Here is a 14,823-nt window from a genome sequence, read left to right as displayed (position 1 = left end):
TCCTCTCGGTCGATACAGCGATCCGTCTCAGGCCGTTCGGCCCGCGTCGACGTCGATGGCGTCGACCGGGCAGACGTCGACACAGAGCATACAGTCGATACACTGGGCCTCGCGGGCGGGATCGGCCTTCTCCTCGCTTTCGGGATGGCCCGGGCTGTCGATCCAGTCGAAGACGTCGACGGGACAGTCCTCGAGGCAGGCGCCGTCGGCGAGGCAGATGTCGAAGTCGACTGCGACGTGGGTGCCGTGGATGCCGAGTTCCTCGGGTTCGTCGACGGGGCCCCAGACGGCGTGACCCTCGTGTTCGTCGACCTGCTCTCGGTTCTCGTGGAACTGCGGATCTATGGCCATTGCTACCAGATCGAACGGTCGGCGCGCACTTAAAAGTATGCGCCTGCGGCCGTCGAAATCGGCGAAGACCTTCGGCGGCGGCTCCCGGCCGTGGCGCGATCTGACGGGCTTTTGGGCTCTCGACCCCTACGGGTCGTATGGACGCCGAACACCCGCCGCGGCTGGTGTACGACGACGACTGTGGGTTCTGTACGTGGTGTGTCCGACAGGCCGCGAAGCGCGGGGAGTTCGAGGTCGTCGGCTTCTCCGAACTCACCCCCGACCAGCGCGCCCGGCTCCCCGACGAGTACGAGGACTGCTCGCACCTACTGACCGACGACGCCGTCTACTCCTGTGGAGAGGGGTTGGAGGAAGCGATCGCCCGCTTCGACACCCCCGCACGATACCTCGCGCTCGCGTTCAAACACCTTCCGGCGGGGAGCCGAGAGCGCGTCCGCGAGCAGGGCTACCGGGCGGTCGCGGACCGCCGTGGCCTGTTCGGCCGGGTCGTGAGCTGTACGCCGCCGGCACGGGGAAGGGAGTAGCGGGAGACACTTCACTCGCCGCGACGAGGGAGGGGTATGCAGCCACGCGTGCTGGTCGCGAGCACCGGCGGAACGATCGCGAGCACCGGCGCCGACGCGAAGACGCCGACCGAGTCGGCGCCGACGCTCCTCGGCGCCGTTCCGGGAGTCGAGGAGGTCGACCTCGAGGTCGCCGAGGTCGCCCAGGCCTCGGGGTTCCAGATGGATTTCGACCGGCTAGAGGCCCTCCGGGAGACGGTCGTCGGGGCGCTCGCCGACGGGGTAGAGGGCATCGTCGTCACCCACGGCACCGACACGATGGCCGAGTCCGCCTACGCGATCAAACTGCTCGCCGATCCCGACCGACCGGTCGTCTTCACGGGTGCCCAGCGCCCGGCCGACGAGCCGGGAACCGACGGCCCGACGAACCTTCGAGACGCGATCCGTACCGCTGCCGACCCGCGATTCCGTGCGGCCGGCGGGACGTACCTCGCGTTCGACGACGAGGTCCACGCCGCCCGCCGGGTCCGGAAGGGCCACACCACGGCACTGGGAACGTTCGAATCCCCCAGTACGGGTCCAGTCGGGGAGTTCACGCCCGACGGTCTGCGCCTGCTCCGCGACCCTGGACCCGAATCCGCGCCGATCCCCGACGCCGAACTCGACCCCGAGATTCGCGTCGAGATCGTCACGAACGCCCTCGGCGCCGACGGCGGAGCGGTCGATCGGGCCCGCGAGGCCGGCGTCGACGGCATCGTCCTCGCGGGGACGGGCCTGGGGAACGCGACCGCCGACCTCGGAGCCGCCCTCGAACGGGCGATGGCGGACGGGATTCCCGTCGTCGTCACCTCTCGCTGTCCCGACGGAACCACGGCGGGGCTGTACGGCGGGCCCGGCGGCGGCGCCACCCTTCGGGAGGCGGGCGCCGTCGGTGCGGGCGACCTCCCGCCCTGGAAGGCCCGGCTGCGGCTGGCGATTGCGCTCTCCTCGGATGCGGACGTCGCGGAGTGTTTCGGAGGACTCGAGTCGGACGGTCAGGCGTAGTCGAGCGAGCCGGTGTACCGATCGAGGGCGACGATGGCACCGGCGCCGATCGCCCCGGCGGCGACGATCGCGGCGACGAGGCCGGGAGTCACCCGCGTGGTCTCGGCGGCGGCCTCCTCGACGGGGAGTCGGAGCGCGCCGACCATCAGTCCGACGAGAAAGGCGAGGGTGGCGATCCGGTAGCGCGAGAGCGCCCACTTCACCACGCGAGCCATCGTCAGGAGGCCGACGACCGCACCCACCATGAACGCCACGACGACGGTTCCGGGGCCGACCGCGGCCGCGACGTCGCCGCCGACGAGGAGGCCGGCAAGGGCGTCGACGAAGTCGTTCAGCGAGCCGACGAGGTACTCGTACTGGCCGAGAACGTAGAGAAAGGCGGCACCCGAAATCCCCGGCAGCACCATCGCCGAGATCGCGATCATACCCGAGAGGGCGACGAACGGGAGGCTCCCGCCGCCGCTGCTTTCGGCCGCGCCGCTGAGGGCGAACGCGATGACGATCCCGACCGCGCCCGCCGCGTACTGGGCGGGCGTCTCGAGGGTGACGTCCCGGTAGATGATGGCGGCCGAGGCGGCCATGAGCGCGAAGAAGAAGGCGCTCAGGAGGACGAGGTACTCCTCGAAGGCGGCCTCGAGCAGCCGCGAGAGAACCAGCACGGCGGTCCCGATGCCGGCGCCGAGCACGAGCAGGAAGGGGACGTCCATCCCGACGAACGTCTCCCGGAGTCGGCGACGGCCGGCAGCTGTCCGGGCTGCGGGGAATTCGGCGATCACGCGCGGATCGAGAGCCGCGATGGCCGTCACCAGGCGCTCGTAGATCCCCGTGACGAGCGCGATTGTCCCGCCGGAGACGCCGGGGACCATGTCTGCCGCGCCCATACAGAGGCCGGTGAGGTAGATCCCGAGCCACCCACGGAACGAGTCGGCGGTGGCCGACGGCGCGCCCTGGCGCGCGCTCTCGGGGGCGGTCGGGGCCTCGCCGCCGTTGGGTTCGCGGCTCACGATGTCCCCGTCGTCCGTCGGTCGGCCGCCGGCGCTGCGCTACTCATGCCTCCACGTGGCACCCGCCGCTACTCGAAGGCAGCGATTCCCGTCAGCTCCTCGCCGACGATCAGCGTGTGGATGTCGTGGGTCCCCTCGTAGGTGTAGACCGTCTCCATGTTCGCCATGTGGCGCATCGGCGAGTAGTCGGTCGTGATCCCGTTGCCCCCGAGCATCTCGCGGGCGGTGCGGGCCGTCTCGCGGGCCATCCGGACGTTGTTGCGTTTGGCCATCGAGACCTGCTCCGGCCGGAGGTCGCCCCGCTCCTTGAGGTCGGCGAGCCGGTAGGCCAGTAGCTGCCCCAGACTGATCTGAGTCGCCATCTCCGCGATCTTCCGTTGTTGAAGCTGGAACCGCGCGATCGGGCCGCCGAACTGCTCGCGGTCGCTGGCGTACTCCCTGGCGACCTCGAAGCAGTCCCGTGCGGCGCCGACGGCGCCCCACGCTATGCCGTAGCGGGCCTGGGTTAGACAGGAGAGGGGCCCCTTCATCCCCGAGACGTCGGGGAGGCGGTTCTCCGCTGGGATCTCGACGTCCCGAAGCTCGAGCGAGCCCGTGCTCGAGGCCCGCATCGAGAGCTTGTCCTCTATCTTCGGGGTCGAGACGCCCTCGCGGTCGGTCTCGACCAGAAAGCCCCGAACGTCACCGCCTTCGGAACGGTCCCGGGCCCAGACCACGGCGACGTCGGCGATCGGCGCGTTGGTGATCCAGGTCTTGGTACCGTTGAGGACGTATCGCTCCCCCTCGCGGTCGGCGCTCGTTTCCATCGCCGACGGGTTCGACCCGTGTTCGGGTTCGGTGAGCCCGAAACAGCCGACGGCCTCGCCCTCGCCCAGTTTCGGGAGCCAGTTTTCTCTTTGCTCGTCGCTCCCGTAGGCGTGGATCGGGTACATCACGAGCGCGCCCTGGACGGAGGCCATCGAGCGGATCCCCGAATCGCCGGCCTCCAACTCCTGCATCAGGAGCCCGTACGCCGTCTCGGAGACGTTCGGCGAGTCGTACCCCTCCAGATTGGGCGCGTAGAATCCCAACTCGCCCATTTCGCCGATCAGATCGGTGGGGAAGCTCCCGTCCTCGAAGCGCTCGCCGATCTCCGGACGAACCCGGTCGTCGACGAACTCCCGGGCGGTCTCGCGGATCAGCCGTTCCTTCTCGTCCAGATCCGCCTCGAGGTCGAGATAGTCGAGCATGATCGATCATCGCGGCCGGCGGTGAAAAACGCTCGCGTGGTCGGGAGCCGGTCGTGGTCGGGTTACTCCGCGGTCGGCGTCGAGTCGGCCGCGGACGCGGCCTCGTCGTCGCGGGGGTCGCAGGCGTCGCGGGTGTCGTCGGTTCGAACGTCCCGGACGTACGCGAGGAAGTTCTCGAACACCCGTTTGGCCTCGCGGGTCGCCGCGTGGTTCTCGTCGGTGACGGAGGCGAGCAACGACCGCCGGCGGTCGTCGGTCAGCTCCTTCTCGCGTATGAGATGGCGGGCCGTCTCTTGGTCGTACTCGGGATGGAACTGGATCCCGAAGACGTCCCCGCAGGAAAAGCCGTGGTTCGAGTACTCGTTTGCGGCCAGCGGACGGGCACCCGGCGGGAGTTCGGTCACCGCGTCCGAGTGGGAGGTGAAGGCGGTAAAGTGCTCGCCGATCCCCGAAAAGAGCGGGGAGTCGCCGGTCTGCTCGATCTCGCTGTAGCCGACCTCGTAGACGCCCATGTCCTCGACGGTGCCCCCGAGGACCGAGGCCAGTAGCTGGTGGCCCCAGCAGACGCCCAGCGCGGGCAGCCCCCGCTCGATCGCCTCGCCGGCCCACTCCTCGACGCCCGCGATCCAGTCCTCGTCCCAGTAGACCGACGACCGCGAGCCGGTGACGAGGAAGCCGTCGTAGGCGAAGTCGGGGGGGAGTTCGCCGGCGGTGACGTCGAACCGATCGAGGTCGGCCTCTAACTCCCGCCGGAAGTTCCGCGGGGTGTTCGCGTCCCCGTGTGAGGCGTCGAGCACGGCGATGCGAAGCGGGTCCATGGACGGGGAAAGCGACTCCGACCGAATAGGCCTTGCGGCCTAGCAGGGGTGGTAGCGACCGCCGGCGTCCCGCCGGAACCGATCGCCCGTCGGATGCCACCCCTCACCGTCCGTCCGGCCAGCGTCGGCCGCCTCCCGTCGCTCGCCGACCATCGGCCCCGCGAGCTCGAGAGTGCCCTCCCCAGCGCCCTCGACGACTCCTCCCTCCGCGACGAGGCGAACCCGGCAGTCGAACGGCGGGCGGAGGCCCTCGTCGTCGCCATCGCCGCGGTCCGGCGCCGGTCCCGAGAGGATCGTGGGACAGACCGGAGTTCCGTACGCCCGGCGGACGGCGAGTCCGTGCTCGCGGTACTCCGCTCGCAGGGCCGCGGGAACCCCCGCGTCGGCGATGATCTCACAACCGGGCGCCGCGTCCGGGAACCCCTCGTCGAGGAGGCCGCGAAGCCCGGCCGTCCGGCCGGCGAGGACGGTGACGGGCTCGTCCCCTCCGACCGCAACGAGGTCAGCGGGATCGAACGCCCGATCGAGCAACAGGGTTCCGCCGGAGTAGAGCGTGGGCAGTGCGACCCGGAGGAGCCCGTCGGGCGCCGACAGCGGGAGCGTCAGGGCGAGCCGGTCGGCCCGGCCGATCCCCCACGTGGTCGCCACCGAGCGGCAGGTCGCCTCGACCGCGTCGGCCGGGAAGTTTACGACCGCCTCGAGCCCGCTCCCCTCGCTCGGCTCGGAGACGACGGGCAGCGCGAGGAGGGGCGTCTCGCCCCGCTCCGGGCGACCGTCGGAGGGCGAGCGACCGGACCCATCGGCATCCGCGTCGTCGGCGAGGTCGTCGAACGTCGCGGTGGACTCCCCCTCGAGCGCCGCGAGGAGGTCGCCCTGTGCCTCCTCGGCGACGACGAGCGTCGGCTCCAGTCGATCGATCGGGCCCGTCACGGTTGCGGGGGTGTGGCGGTGAGAGACCGGTGCGACCGTCGCCCCCAGCCGCCGGCAGGCAAAGAGGAGAGCGAGCGTCCGGACGCGGTTCCGGCTCAGGACGGCCATCACGTCGCCGGGACCGACCCCGCGGTCGGCGAGAGTCGTTTCGAACCCCGTGGCGAGGGAGGCGAGGTCGGCGTAGGAGTACCGCTCCGGGGAGCTCCGGCGGGCCGCCGAGACGTCGACGACGGCGGTTCGGTCGCCCCAGTGGTCCGCGCGGGCGGAAAGCGAGAGCGTCATGGGCGAGCCACGGGGGCCAGCGACGTAGAGGGAGGGGTTGCGATTACGTGCCGTGCTCGGCGAGAAAACCCGCGAGGCGGTCGTTGACCTCCCGGGAGCGCTCGACGAAGGGGAAGTGGCCCGCGCCCTCCCAGGCGACGTACTCCCCGCGCGGGAGGCCGTCGGCGAGATCGCGGCTCCCCTCGGGGGAAACGAGCCGATCCGCGGTCCCCGCTCCCACGAGCGCCGGCTGAGTGATTTCGACGAGCCGGTCGGTGGCATCGAACCCGGAGAGGGCGGCGATCTGGGCCGCCCAGCCCTGGCGATCGGCGTCGCCCTCCGCCCGCCAGTCGGCGATCCCCTCGATCGCGTCGGGCTGGTCGCGGCGGAACTCCGCGGAGAGGGCGACCTCGAGCGAGTCCCGGATCGCTTCTCGGTCGCCGGGCGGGGCGAAGAGGGGGTCGAGGGCGAACCCCTCGCCGGCGGGGGCGGTCCCGAACAGCGTCAGGGTCTCGGCGCGCGTCGAGCGGCGGGCCGTCTCGAGGGCGACCGCGCCCCCGAGGCCACAGCCGACGAGGTGGGCTTTTCGGATCTCACACTCCTCGAGGACCGCCAGCAGGTCGCCGACGAGCGTCGAAAGCGAGTACGGTCCCGGGGGGGCGTCCGAGCGTCCGGTCCCCCTGAGATCCCAGACGACGGTCCCGTAGGGACCCGAAAGCGCGGCGTGTTGCCACCCCCAGAGCCACCCCCCGAGTCCGGCTTCGGGGACGAAGACGACCGACTCGCCGCTGCCCTCGCGCTCGTAGTGGATGGCCACGTCGCCGTTTTTCGCCGTCGGCATGGGTCGGCTTCGCCGCGAGAGCGGGAGGATCTTGCGGTCTCAGTTCAGCACCGCCCGCGAGAACCGCGCGTAGCCGATCGCGATCGGAACGGCGATCCAGGCGATGACGATGACGCCCGCGAACCAGGTCTCGAGGTAGAAAGGCACCTCGCCGGCGACCCGTCCCGCTGCCGTGAGGTCGATCTCGGCGACGTCGATGACGTCGACGATCTCGATGGCGACGGCCGACAGCGCCTGCCCCGGGGAGAGCCGTTCGACGAGGACGAACCACGCCGGCAGCGACCCCTCGCCGTAGAGGGTCGGCCAGCTTCCCTCGAGGAGGTAGTAGATACCCATCGGCACCGACTGCCAGACGACGTCGAAGAGGACGAAGAGGCCGAGGACGCCCGCGATCGCCTTCCCCCGAGAGGAGACGCTAGCCGAGACCCCGATCGCGATCGAGAGGTAGACGAGGCCCATCACCACGGTAAAGGCGAGGAGTGCGAGGTAGTCGCTCACGACGAACCCGTCGTAGAGCCAGGCGATGACGCCGGCGCCGACCGCGAAGGCGACGACCGATGCGACGACGACGACCGCCGTCCGGCCCAGGAGCTTCCCCCAAACGACGTCCCGGCGGGTGTTGGGAAGTCCGAGCAGGAAGCGGATGCTCCCGGACTCGCGTTCGCCGACGACGGCGTTGTACCCCAACAGGAGGCCGACGATCGGGATCACCAGCGCGACCGCCGAAAACAGGAAATACAGCGCCTGCCCGAACGGCTCCTCGGTCTCGAGCAGGGAGGGGATCGCGGTCATCCCCGCGACGAGCAGGATCAACAGGCCCGTCACGACCCACAGCGTCAGCGACCGGCCGGCGTCGGCGAAGTCCTTGCGCGCGATGTGGGCCCAGCTCATGGGGCCACCTCGGATTCGGTCGTCAGCGCCTCGAAGAGGTCCTCAAGCGATGGCTCCTCGGTACTGACGTCCTCGACGGCCGCGCCCGAGCGCTCGACGGCGTCGAGGGCCGCAGTCTTGCGGCCCGCCCGCGAGAGCGCGACCTCGATCTCGCCGTCGTCGATCCGGACCGCCGAGACGCCTTCGAGCGCCAGAAGCTCCTCGCGGATGCCCTCGGGAACCCGGTCGACCTCGACGACCAGTCGCGAATCGACGTCGAGGTCGCGTTTCAAACTCGCGATCGAGTCACACGCGACGAGCCGACCCTCGCGCATCACGCCGACGCGGTCACAGATCGCCTCGACCTGTTCCATGATGTGACTCGAGAAGAAGACGGTCGCACCCCGGTCGACCTCCTCGCGGACGATCTCGCGCATCTCGCGGGCGCCGTTGGGGTCGAGTCCCGACGAGGGCTCGTCGAGGATCAGGAGCTCGGGTTCGCCGGCAAGCGCCATCGCGAAGGCGAGGCGCTGGCGCATCCCCGTCGAGAACCCCCCCGCTTTGCGGTCGGCCGCGTCCGCCAGCCCGACGCGAGAGAGGAGGGCGTCGGGGTCGTCGCCGGCTCCCTTGCAGTCGATCGCAAAGCGGACGTGCTTGCGCGCGGTGAGCCGCTCGTAGACGCCGAAGTCCTCCGGGAGCACCCCCGTCCGCTGGCGGACCGCGAGCGATTCGGTGGCCGCGTCGTGACCCAGCACCGTCGCCGACCCCGCGGTCGGCGGGACGAACCCCAGCAACATGTTGATCGTCGTCGACTTGCCGGCGCCGTTGGGTCCCAGGAAGCCGAACACCTCCCCCTCGTCGACCTCGAGGTCCAACTCCTCGACGGCCCGGACGCTCCCGAACCGCCGCTCGAGCGAATCTGTTTCTATTGCAACCATTCTTGTCGGGGGAAACGTAACTGGAGGATAAGTACCTTTTCGTTAAGGGGTTCCGACGCCGGCGCGTTCGATCATCGTCGTCCGCCGCCGGCCTCTGGTTCGGCCGGGTCGGCCGTCGGTCGACTCGCCCACAGAAGACGTCTCGGATGCACCGGCCGGGAGTTGAACCCGGGCTATGAGCTTGGGAAGCTCATGTCCTACCACTAGACCACCGGTGCGCGTTCCCGACTTCCGGGCCGTGACACTTGAACGTAGCGCTTCCTCACACCGGGAGTCCGTGGGGCCGGCGGTCGCCGGCGAAGCGGACGGACGTCCATTTTTTCTCCCGAGGGAGAGGCTATTTGGCCGCCGGTCACCTACGGCCGCCCGATGCTGGACCTTCGCTTCTCGGAGGCCGAACTCGAGACCCGCCGCGAACACGTTACGGGATTCATCCGCGAGACGGCCGACGCCGCGGGCGCCGACGGCGCCGTCCTCGGGCTCTCGGGGGGGATCGACTCGACGCTGACCGCCTACCTCGCCGCCGAGGCGCTGGGCGCCGACGCCCTCCACGGGCTCGTGATGCCCGGCACCGTCAGCGACGACGACAACATGAGCGACGCCGAACGGGTCGCGATGGACCTGGAACTCTCCTACGACGTCATCGAAATCGAGCCGATCGTCGGCTCGCTGCTTTCGGCCTACCCCGAGGCCGAGGGCGATCAGGTGGCGGTCGGCAACGCCCGGGCGCGCGTCCGGGCCGTGCTGAACTACCTCGTCGCGAACCACGACGACCGGCTCGTGCTGGGCACCGGCAACCGGAGCGAGGCCGCCGTCGGCTACTTCACGAAGTACGGCGACGGCGCCGTCGACTGCCACCCGATCGGCAACCTCTACAAACGGCAGGTCCGCCAGCTCGCCCGCCACGTCGGCGTTCCCGACGACCTCGCCGAAAAGACCCCCACCGCCGGGCTCTGGGAGGGACAGACCGACGAGGCCGAACTCGGCCTCGACTACGACACCCTGGATTCGATCCTCGCGCTCCACATCGACGGCCCGCTGTCGGCCGCGGCGACCCGCCGGGAGCTCGGCGTCGACCGCGAGGCGATCGATACCGTCCGCGGGCTATACGAGCGAAGCGCCCACAAACGGGCCGCGCCGCCGGCGCCCGATCCGCTTCCCTGATCGCCCGGCTCCTTGAGGGCGTCGACGGCGTTCTCTCCCCGAGGCACGGCGCCGACCGCCCGTTCCAAAGGCCTTTGGCTCCCCCGCCGTTACCTCCCGCTGATGGACCGGGTCGCACGCTGTCGACGGGCCGCTCGCGACGCCGTCGCGGACGTCGAGCCCTCCCAACTGCAGGCGGTCATCGCCGAGACGATCGACGACGCGTCGATGACCCCCGCCGTCCTCACCGTCGAGAGCGCCGTCGCCGCCGATCCCGACGCAGACCGCGACGCGGTCGCCCGCCGGGCCGCCGGCGTCCAGCTCATCTACGAGGGGCTCGCGCTCACCCGCCGGCTGGCCCACGAGGAGCCCTGGGACGACCACCGGGAGCGAAGCGACCTCGAGATCCTCGCCGCCGACATCCTCGTCGCCCGCGGGTTCTACGTCCTCGCCCGGACCGACGCCGCCGGCAAGGCCGTCCGGACCGTCCAGGCGTTCGGCCGCGACCAGAGCCGCCGGGAGGAGCCCGGGGCCGACGCCGACGCCCTGGACGCGGGCCTCGAGCGCGACGTCGCCGAACTCGCGGTCCTCGCCGGCGCCGCCGCGGTCGGCGCGACGCCGACCCGGGCGATCCTCGCCGACGCCGGCGACGTCGCCCGCGGCACCGAGTTCCCCCCGCCGGATCGCTGTACGGGCGTTCCCGAGGGTGGTGCCGGCGCGAGCCCGGGGGCCGACCGCCGGGAGGACGACCGAGAGCCCGCGGACGCCGCCGACTCCGAGGCGGGTCCCGGCGATGGCGGCCGGGCCGACCGGGCGACGTCGGCGACCGACCCCTGACCGGGGAACCGAAACCCATAAAGACGACTCACGGCAACGAACGGATGCGCGCCTGGGTAGCTTAGCGGTAAAGCGCGTCCTTGGTAAGGACGAGAGCCCGGGTTCAAATCCCGGCCTAGGCTTGTACATGATCCTCTGAGCCACGGGTATGAGCGTGGTTGGCTCGGATTCGTACGACGCGCGATACGTCCGGTTCGATGCCGACCGGTCACCTTCTGGCGTGCTCCGATAGTTTCGGTCCCCTCAGAGATCGGGACCCTACCTGGGAATCCGAAGCAGCAGGGCCGATCAGGGTCCTTTCGGGAGCGGTCCGGGGGCCTGTCTACAGTCGAAACCAGGACGGAACTCATCGTCTCTCATGATACACGCAACCCGGCGCGGTTTAGTGCCTGGAGGCGTTGTCCTTCTCATACCGATGCCAACAAGTGATCGAGCTGGTCTGCTCAAGAACGCGAGTACAGTAACGACGGTCATCGATGCGGCGATGGAGATCCTAAAGGGGCGCCGTCTCGGCGGGCTATTTCTCCTCGGTGCTGCGGCCCTGTCCTCCCGCGTTCCCGGGGCTGGTACGGCTGCTTCCCTTCTTCTCCGGGCGTACCGCCGATTTCGCTGATGCTCCTGGTTCGGGATCGACGACCGTCGTCGAGCGGTGGCCCTACCGATCAGCAGCATCACCGGTCGGAACGACCTTGATGAACGTATCGTTCCCGCAGTTGTGACAGATGGGCGGCTTCTCGAACCCTGCGTACACGATATTGCAGATCTCGCATGAGAAAAACGTCCGTTGCTCGTACTCGTTCTGACTCACGGTCGAGAGGACACTCGTCACGAACTCGTTTAGCGCTACTGCTTGGATGGCTCCCTTCACTTTCCACTTCGAAGCAGCAGTGGGGGGCGGGCGGAGATCGCGAGACAGTCACACCTGCGGCGTTCGCGGAGGAGCCGGTGCTCTAAAGCGGGCCACCTAACCCCGCTCGGCGCCTCCCGACGGTATGACCGACGGACTCGAGCGGGAGATCGAGTCGGCCGACGACGCGGCCGCTGCCAGAGACGAGGTCCTCGAGGACGTTCGCTCGCATGCGGGGCGGGCCGCTCGCGAGCTGGCGCTCCTGGAGGGCGGGGACTACGGACGGGAGACGTTCGACACCGACGGCGGAAGCTGGACGCTGAAGTACGAGGGCGGCGACGTCCAGTACCTCCGATACGAGCCCCGTACGGGCGGGGAGACGTACGTCGTCTCGACGAGAGAGCCTCCCGAACCGGAGGCGCTCGCGACGGCGCTGGCCGACTACGACGCCTTCGTCGTGGCGTTCAACGCGTTCGTCGCCTCCTACGACGACGTCCTGGCGGACGTCCCGACGGAGTTCCCCGAGGTCGCCTCGACCGCGGAGGCCGTCGCCGAACGCGACCGGATCGTCGCCCGCATCCGGGAGGTAGCCGACGCGATGGCGGACGAACTCCACCGCTACGGCGATTCCTATGGCTCCTACACGACGACCGTCTCGGGGACCCGCTGGGAACTGAAGTGGGAGGAGGGGCGGACGAGCTATCTCCGGATCGGCGGCGAGGGCGGGGTCTATCTCCTCTCGCAGTATGGTCCCGCGACGCCGGAGGACCTTCGGCGGTACGCCGACGACGTCGGCGCGTTCGTCGAGGCGTTCAACGGCCACGTCGCGGACCTCGAAGCCGACCTCGATACGGTCTCGCTGTGAGCACAGCACAACGGTTTTGACCCGTTCGGGCGAACGGTCCCCTGATGACGAACGAACCACTCGGAACCGCGGCACGATCGCTCCGGGAAGCCGAAGAGGCCGCCGACGACGAGTCGGTGGCCGACCGGCTCGACCGGCAGGCCGAACAGTTCGAGCGGATGGCCGAGGACGACAGCGGCGTCGACCACGGCCGGCTCGCGCGCCACGAACACGCCCTCTCGGAGATCTCGGACGACCAGGGCGACACTTCGGTCGCCGACCACGTCGGCGAGGCCCTCGCGGCGATCACCAGCTATCGAGAGACCTTAGAGGGCGTCTGATCAACAGACGGGCTTCGGGTTCGCGCCCATCCCCTCCAACACTTCGACGTACTCCTCGTAGGCGGCTCCGATCGCACCGGTCGCGGCCTCCTCGGCGCGCTCGATCTCCTCGTCGGTACAGGCCGCCTCGAGAGCGTCGAGCGCGCGATCGAGTTGGTCGTCTAAATCGTCGCCGAACTCCCTGAACAGCGCGGCGGTCTGGGGGTCGGCATCGCCGACGAAGAAGCCGACGACCTGGCTCTTCGAGCGCTCGCTGGCGAGGGTGCGTCCGACGAGCCCGCCGAGCCGTTCGGGGGTGTCCTCGAGCCCGCGAAGGTAGTCGTGGAGTGCCGGCGTCTCTCCCTCCTCGGGATCGTGGTCGCCGAGTTCGTCCACGACGGTCTCGTAGTGGCCTTCCTCCTCGTCGGCAGCCGCCTCGAAGACCTCGCGGGCGCGGTCGTCGCCCTCGCTTTCGGCCCACGACTCGAACGTTTGCCAGGCGGCGTACTCGGCATCGGCGGTCGCACGGAGCACCGGGTCGACGTCGATCTCGCCCTCGGTCGCGGCGTACAGCGACTTCGAGGAACCAAGCCGCGAGAGTTCGGTCTGGTTCTCGGATTCTATTCGCTCGACGAAGTCCTCGCCATCGGTCATACCCGCCGATACGATCGGTCCCGAGTTATGTCTGTCGTCAGCGAGGCCGAGTGAGCGATGCGAACGAGGTCTCGTGGTGGAGCGGAGGCGAAGCCGACCCGCGGAACCGAGACGGCTCGAGCGGTCGGCGACCCCTTCGAGCCGCTCACCGGTTAAGTACCGTTCGCCACGCGGTTCGTGCAGTAAAGAAATCGAGCCGCTTACTCGGCCTCGCCCGTTTCGCGGCTCCGTCCGTCGCCGCTCCACCTCGAGGCCTCCGCTTTCACTTCGTTCAGTCGTCGGCCTCGCCGGTCTCTACGGGCGCGCCGACGAGGTTCCCCCACTCGGTCCAGGAACCGTCGTAGTTGATGGCGTCGTCGTAGCCGAGCAGTTCGTGGAGCGCGAACCAGGCGACCGAGGAACGCTCGCCGATCCGGCAGTAGGCGACGGTGGTCTCCTCGCCGCCGATGCCGTGGTCGGCGTAGAGCTCCTCGAGTTCCTCGCGGCTCTTGAAGGTGCCGTCGTCGTTGGTGACCGCCGCCCAGGAGATGTTCTGGGCGCCGGGGACGTGGCCGCCGCGCTGGGCGGTCTCGTCGAGTCCCGGCGGAGCCAGCACCTCGCCGGAGAACTCCTCGGGGCTTCGGACGTCGACCAGGGGTAGGCCGCGGTCGATCGCGTTCTCGACGTCGTCGCGGTAGGCTCGGATGCTCTCGCGGGGGCCGGAGGCGTCGTACTCGGTCGCCGAGAACTCGGGCTCCTCGTCGGTCGTCGGATACTCGTTCTCGAGCCAGTACTCGCGGCCGCCGTCGAGGAGTTTCACGTCGTCGTGGCCGTAGTACTTGAACTGCCAGTAGGTGTAGGCCGCGAACCAGTTGGAGTTGTCGCCGTAGAGGACGACGGTGTCGTCCTCGCTGATGCCGTGACTCCCGAGGAGGTCCTCGAAGTCCTCCTTCGAGAGGACGTCCCGAGTCGTCTGGTCCTGGAGTTCGGTCTCCCAGTTGAAGCCGATGGCGCCGGGTGCGTGGGCCTCCTCGTAGGCCTCGGTGTCGACGTCGACCTCCACCAGCCGGAGATCGGAGTCGTCGTCCTGGAACTCCTCGAGATGGTCCTCGACCCAGTCGGCCGATACGAGCACGTCGTTGGCATATTCGGTCTCTGCCATGCCCGGCGATAGACGCCCCTGCCCCATAGGTACTTCCGATCCGGTCAATACGGTCGTCGCTCGATCGTCCCGGATATTGTTGCCGGAAGGTGGCCCGGCTCGGGTGCCGATCGGCCCGGCGAGCCGTCGCCGAGGCCGTCGTGGGCCGGAAACGGAGGTTCGCGGGAGGGTCGGTCCGTCGTCGCCGGGGCGAGTACCGGAGACTTTTGCCCGGACCCTGGAACCGCAGCTGATCGTGTCGGAACCGA

General features: G+C 69.6%; 17 protein-coding genes and 2 tRNA genes. 8 read left to right on the top strand and 11 right to left on the bottom strand.

Going from position 1 to position 14,823, the window contains the following annotated elements:
• Positions 1 to 27: 27 nt before the first annotated feature.
• Positions 28 to 351, bottom strand: a complete 324-nt coding sequence (locus LCF40_RS05550; protein WP_114577944.1) for a 4Fe-4S dicluster domain-containing protein — start codon at positions 349 to 351, stop codon at positions 28 to 30.
• A 137-nt stretch (positions 352 to 488) separates the two neighbouring features.
• Between LCF40_RS05550 and LCF40_RS05545 the strand changes: the two genes are divergently transcribed.
• Both LCF40_RS05545 and LCF40_RS05540 read left to right on the top strand, forming a co-directional pair.
• Positions 489 to 875 (top strand): DCC1-like thiol-disulfide oxidoreductase family protein, encoded by a 387-nt coding sequence (locus LCF40_RS05545; RefSeq protein WP_114577945.1) that lies wholly within the window; start codon positions 489 to 491, stop codon positions 873 to 875.
• 36 nt (positions 876 to 911) lie between these two features.
• Complete coding sequence (locus tag LCF40_RS05540) at positions 912 to 1,898, top strand: asparaginase (protein ID WP_224827691.1); 987 nt, start codon at positions 912 to 914, stop codon at positions 1,896 to 1,898.
• Here LCF40_RS05540 and LCF40_RS05535 read toward each other — a convergent pair.
• The 8 genes from LCF40_RS05535 to LCF40_RS05500 form a co-directional block, all read right to left on the bottom strand.
• Positions 1,889 to 2,902, bottom strand: coding sequence for a DUF368 domain-containing protein (locus LCF40_RS05535; protein ID WP_224827690.1), 1,014 nt, complete (start codon positions 2,900 to 2,902; stop codon positions 1,889 to 1,891). The two genes, LCF40_RS05540 and LCF40_RS05535, sit on opposite strands and share 10 nt — an antisense overlap.
• A gap of 68 nt (positions 2,903 to 2,970) precedes the next feature.
• A complete protein-coding gene (locus tag LCF40_RS05530) occupies positions 2,971 to 4,131 on the bottom strand; it encodes an acyl-CoA dehydrogenase family protein (RefSeq protein ID WP_224827689.1) in 1,161 nt (386 codons plus the stop codon).
• A gap of 62 nt (positions 4,132 to 4,193) precedes the next feature.
• A complete protein-coding gene (locus tag LCF40_RS05525) occupies positions 4,194 to 4,949 on the bottom strand; it encodes a type 1 glutamine amidotransferase (protein WP_224827688.1) in 756 nt (251 codons plus the stop codon).
• A 39-nt stretch (positions 4,950 to 4,988) separates the two neighbouring features.
• Positions 4,989 to 6,161, bottom strand: a complete 1,173-nt coding sequence (locus tag LCF40_RS05520) for an AMP-binding protein (RefSeq protein ID WP_224827687.1) — start codon at positions 6,159 to 6,161, stop codon at positions 4,989 to 4,991.
• 43 nt (positions 6,162 to 6,204) lie between these two features.
• The gene (locus LCF40_RS05515) at positions 6,205 to 6,981 is read right to left on the bottom strand and encodes an alpha/beta fold hydrolase (RefSeq protein WP_224827686.1); all 777 of its coding nucleotides are present in this window, start codon (positions 6,979 to 6,981) and stop codon (positions 6,205 to 6,207) included.
• A gap of 39 nt (positions 6,982 to 7,020) precedes the next feature.
• Positions 7,021 to 7,872 (bottom strand): ABC transporter permease subunit, encoded by an 852-nt coding sequence (locus LCF40_RS05510; RefSeq protein ID WP_114577951.1) that lies wholly within the window; start codon positions 7,870 to 7,872, stop codon positions 7,021 to 7,023.
• On the bottom strand, positions 7,869 to 8,789 hold the full coding sequence (locus tag LCF40_RS05505) for an ABC transporter ATP-binding protein (protein ID WP_224827685.1): 921 nt from the start codon (positions 8,787 to 8,789) through the stop codon (positions 7,869 to 7,871). Before LCF40_RS05505 ends, LCF40_RS05510 begins: the two co-directional genes overlap by 4 nt.
• Positions 8,790 to 8,936: 147 nt before the next feature.
• Positions 8,937 to 9,007, bottom strand: a tRNA-Gly gene (locus LCF40_RS05500).
• A gap of 151 nt (positions 9,008 to 9,158) precedes the next feature.
• On the opposite strand from LCF40_RS05500, the gene LCF40_RS05495 reads away from it, so the two are divergent.
• The 6 genes from LCF40_RS05495 (at position 9,159) to LCF40_RS05470 (ending at position 12,801) form a co-directional block, all read left to right on the top strand.
• Positions 9,159 to 9,953 (top strand): NAD+ synthase, encoded by a 795-nt coding sequence (locus LCF40_RS05495; RefSeq protein WP_224827684.1) that lies wholly within the window; start codon positions 9,159 to 9,161, stop codon positions 9,951 to 9,953.
• Positions 9,954 to 10,055: 102 nt separating this feature from the next.
• Complete coding sequence (locus LCF40_RS05490; protein WP_224827683.1) at positions 10,056 to 10,769, top strand: DUF7114 family protein; 714 nt, start codon at positions 10,056 to 10,058, stop codon at positions 10,767 to 10,769.
• Positions 10,770 to 10,819: 50 nt separating this feature from the next.
• Positions 10,820 to 10,891 (top strand) — tRNA-Thr (locus LCF40_RS05485).
• Positions 10,892 to 11,184: 293 nt separating this feature from the next.
• Positions 11,185 to 11,382 (top strand): hypothetical protein, encoded by a 198-nt coding sequence (locus LCF40_RS05480; protein ID WP_114577955.1) that lies wholly within the window; start codon positions 11,185 to 11,187, stop codon positions 11,380 to 11,382.
• A gap of 379 nt (positions 11,383 to 11,761) precedes the next feature.
• Positions 11,762 to 12,481 carry a profilin-fold protein gene (locus tag LCF40_RS05475; protein ID WP_224827682.1) on the top strand — a complete coding sequence of 240 codons (720 nt, stop codon included), beginning with the start codon at positions 11,762 to 11,764 and terminating at the stop codon, positions 12,479 to 12,481.
• A gap of 44 nt (positions 12,482 to 12,525) precedes the next feature.
• Entirely contained in the window at positions 12,526 to 12,801 is a 276-nt protein-coding gene (locus LCF40_RS05470) for a DUF7553 family protein (protein WP_224827681.1), read from the top strand.
• On the opposite strand, the gene LCF40_RS05465 is transcribed toward LCF40_RS05470, so the two are convergent.
• Entirely contained in the window at positions 12,802 to 13,434 is a 633-nt protein-coding gene (locus tag LCF40_RS05465) for a rubrerythrin family protein (protein WP_224827680.1), read from the bottom strand.
• A gap of 271 nt (positions 13,435 to 13,705) precedes the next feature.
• Entirely contained in the window at positions 13,706 to 14,575 is an 870-nt protein-coding gene (locus LCF40_RS05460; protein ID WP_224827679.1) for a sulfurtransferase, read from the bottom strand.
• Positions 14,576 to 14,823: the final 248 nt, after the last annotated feature.

It is taken from the genome of Saliphagus infecundisoli (assembly GCF_020177375.1).
In the GTDB taxonomy this organism is placed as follows: Archaea; Halobacteriota; Halobacteria; order Halobacteriales; family Natrialbaceae; genus Saliphagus; species Saliphagus infecundisoli.
This window is presented reverse-complemented; position numbering and strand designations above follow the sequence as displayed.